Origin of the sequence: Mesorhizobium sp. M4A.F.Ca.ET.020.02.1.1 (assembly GCF_004022645.1) — a bacterium.
Classification (GTDB): Bacteria; Pseudomonadota; Alphaproteobacteria; order Rhizobiales; family Rhizobiaceae; genus Mesorhizobium.
On sequence record NZ_RZOI01000680.1, the window covers coordinates 1 to 3,228 of the forward strand.

Consider the following 3,228-nt stretch of genomic DNA (forward strand, 5'->3'; position numbering starts at 1 on the left):
GTTCTAACCCTGTCGCTGTCGCGGCGTCAACTTTCATGCAACTATGTTTCCTGCGAAGAAAGAGTGTTCCTGCTGCCGGGCCGTTTGCGGTCGGCTGTATGGAGCCCGGTCGTTGCGCCGTATAGAAGCCAGAGCGGATGCCCCGCCGCCGTCCCAAAACAGCCGCGCAATGCACCGAATGCGACAGGGGCGACGGCGCAAATCCGCCAGCCCCTTGGCGAGAGGGGTGCGGCTACTGCGTCAGCACGTTGCTGATCTCAACCATGTTGGAGCGCACCCTCAGCACGTAGAAACCCATCGTGGTCAGGTGCGTCGGCAGCAGCCAGCCGTCCTCGCGGCCGTTGGCGATGATGAGGGGCTGGATGCGCAGAGCCGAGACGAATTGCGAATCCATCGTGTCCCACAGGTTCTGCAGGTGCTTTTCCTTGATGACATCCTCGAAGTCGGCCTGGGCGGCCTTCATCAGGCCGTAGTAGCCATAGAGCTGGCCGTAGGCGAACCAGAAGCGGTCGTCGGCGCGGAAATCGAACCAGCCATCATTGTGGTTCTCAGCGCGCTCCTTGAGGATTGCCGAGGTCGAGCCGATGTCGGACGAAATGCGGTCGATATATTGCTTGAGATTGTCGGCGCGGGCGTCGAACGTCGCCTGGCAGCTGGCCAGCCTTGCGTTGAAGGAGCGCAGCTTGCGCACGGCATCGCGATAGTAGCTCGGGGTCGGCGTCTTCGGACCGAATGGATTGAGGCCGAAGTACCAGGTCTCCTCGTCGAACTGCAGATTTCCGCGCGCATCCTGGAGATCGGCGTCGATCTGCGAGGTCGTGCGCACGCGGCCCAGATTGTCGGCAAGCTCGGTCGCGGTGCGCCGCACCGCCTGGTTGATGCCGCGCTGGAAGGAGGCCTTGTTGTCCATCCATGGCGTGTGGTCCCAGTCGATGCCGAACAGGCCGAGCTTGTAGAGGATCATCGATGAGATCCAGGCATTCTGGTTGACGTTGAAGTCGGTCAGATCGGCCGCCACCTGGGCGATCGCCGAGTTACCGCAGGTCTTGGCCGTATCGGTGCCCGCGCCGGCTGAGACTTGCTCGCCGGCCGACACGTTGCGCTTCTCGAACGTATAGGTATCGGGATAGTTCGGGTTGAATTTGGTCCACCACTGGGTGGCGTAGAAGAAATTGGCGTAGAGGCCGATGAGCACCAGCAAGGCGAGGCCAACCACCGCCTTCAGGATCCAGCCGCGCTGCCCATACCAGCGGCCGGCCCACATGAAAGGCCACAGGATCACGCCGACGAGAAGACCAATGCCGCGGCCGATCCACTGGAAGATCTGGGTGAAGAAACTCACAATCGGGTCAAGCATGGCTCTCGTCACCCCTCAATCAGTCAAGCCGTAGAGGCGTGTGCGAAACGCCGCCTTGTCTTTCAAATATGTGGTTTTCAGAACGTCCACAACATGCGATCGCCAGGCGTCGCTGAAGCCGTCATAGTCCCTGTAGAAGCCGGGCTTGTTGAAGACGTAGCGCGAGACGAAGTCCTGCGGCACGAAGTCGGAGATCAGCTGATTGGTCAGCCAGGCGTCTGGATGATCGGGCCTGGCGCGGATCACCAGGAAGCGCTGCTGCGGGAACACGTCCTCGATCTTGAGATGGCCATATTGGGCGATCTCGCGCTTGGCGGCGTTGAGGAAGGGGAAATTGCCGTCCTTGGTGATCAGGTCGGTATGGCCGTGGATCCAGGTCTGCAGCCAGACCTTGTCGACGTCCGTCAGATTGCGGTTCGGCTCGGCGTCGCGGATCAGCGCGCGCACCACCATTTCGGCGCGATGCTCGAGATAGCCGGATGACTCGATCCAGGAGGCGCGCGGCAATTCGATGCGGCCGGTGGCGGCGAGGAACTTGAACACCTTGTCGGCGTCCCTGATCGAAAGATAGCTCACCTGCCACGGCCGCGAGCGGCGGAAACCGGGCGCGGCCGGGTCGCTGATCACCGTCGTCATGTCGGGATCGACGAAGACGTAGAGGCCGCCGAAATGGCTGGTCCAGTAGGCGTTATGGCGGAAGATCACCTGGTCCGGCACCAGCGCGTTCTCGCGGATGTCGCCGCAGACCTTGGCGAGCTCGACCATACGCTCAAGCATGGCGTTGTCGCGCCAGGCGTCGGGCTCCTGCTTCAGCCGGTCGACCAGCTTGCCGAGCTCGGCCGCCTTGCCGAGCACGTCCTCGGCCGACAGCACCTTGAACTCGACCTGGTTGATCGACAGCAGGTCCTCGATGTCGTTGACCTTGGGGACCGAGTCCTCGATCTCGCCGTAGATCACATCCTTGATGGTCAGTGCGTCGATGGCGCGCCGGTTCTTGGACATGAACTCGAACATCAGCTGCGAGGTATTGGAAAAGGCGGTGTGGACCACCGGCAGGTCGATCTGCGACGGCGTCAGGATGATGAAGCGGCGATTGACCTCGTTGGGGTCGAGGTAGTCGTAGTCGCCGCATTCGTCGGCGATCTCCGGCGAGAAGCCGGTGCGGTCGATCTGGAAGCTGTTCAGCCTGGTGGGATTGAGGCCGAAGGCGACGAGGGCCTTGTTGTAGCGCTGGATGAGGTGCGGTTCGTCGACGGTCAGCAGCCTGCCGTAGATCAGTTCATTGTCGCGCAGAAGGTCGGGTTTCTTGGCGGGGTGGGTCATTTATGCCTTCTCCCCGTTCACGGGGAGAAGGTGCCCGAAGGGCGGATGAGGGGCGGCGCAAACGCTCATCATCTTTGCTCCGACGTGGCGACCGGCAGAAATCTCACATCGATACCAATCATTTGCGATCTAGCCGGCCATCAAGGGCTGCGATGATCGTATCAAGCACGCTCGCGCGGCTGGTCAAAACATCCGCGTGCCAAACTCTCAATACCGACCAACCATTTCCATTCATCGTCTCATCTCTGTATCGATCCCGAGACCGACCCGCATGCTGGCTGCCGTCGACTTCCACGACCAGATTAGCTTCACGACAGGCGAAGTCTGCGAAATAGGGCCCAATCGGTAGTTGGCGAACAAACTTGTGGCCGTTCAATCGCCGTCCACGCAGTTCATGCCACAGCATTTCCTCAGCATCGTTTTCAACCTTCCGTAGCTCACGGGCCCTCGTGACCTTGGGCTCATTTCTTCCACGCATGGCGCTGCCCCTCATCCGCCCTTCGGGCACCTTCTCCCCGTGAACGGGGAGAAGGAAGATTAAGCATTCC

3 protein-coding genes are annotated in these 3,228 nt (G+C 61.0%); all 3 read right to left on the reverse strand.

From position 1 onward, the window contains the following. Positions 1-232: 232 nt before the first annotated feature. A complete protein-coding gene (locus EN742_RS29215; protein ID WP_126058629.1) occupies positions 233-1,357 on the reverse strand; it encodes a DUF2333 family protein in 1,125 nt (374 codons plus the stop codon). Between the two features lie 15 nt (positions 1,358-1,372). Beyond that, positions 1,373-2,680: a DUF6638 family protein gene (locus tag EN742_RS29220; protein ID WP_126058630.1), complete on the reverse strand. Its 1,308-nt coding sequence runs from the start codon at positions 2,678-2,680 to the stop codon at positions 1,373-1,375. A 118-nt stretch (positions 2,681-2,798) separates the two neighbouring features. Continuing rightward, positions 2,799-3,158, reverse strand: coding sequence for a DUF559 domain-containing protein (locus EN742_RS29225; RefSeq protein ID WP_189347315.1), 360 nt, complete (start codon positions 3,156-3,158; stop codon positions 2,799-2,801). Positions 3,159-3,228: the final 70 nt, after the last annotated feature.

What these genes read in the sequence shown, in the direction of transcription:
- EN742_RS29215 (WP_126058629.1), bottom strand. Translation starts at nt 1,357, where the DNA reads ATGCTTGACCCGATTGTGAGTTTCTTCACCCAGATCTTCCAGTGGATC.
- EN742_RS29220 (WP_126058630.1), bottom strand. Translation starts at nt 2,680, where the DNA reads ATGACCCACCCCGCCAAGAAACCCGACCTTCTGCGCGACAATGAACTG.
- EN742_RS29225 (WP_189347315.1), bottom strand. Translation starts at nt 3,158, where the DNA reads ATGCGTGGAAGAAATGAGCCCAAGGTCACGAGGGCCCGTGAGCTACGG.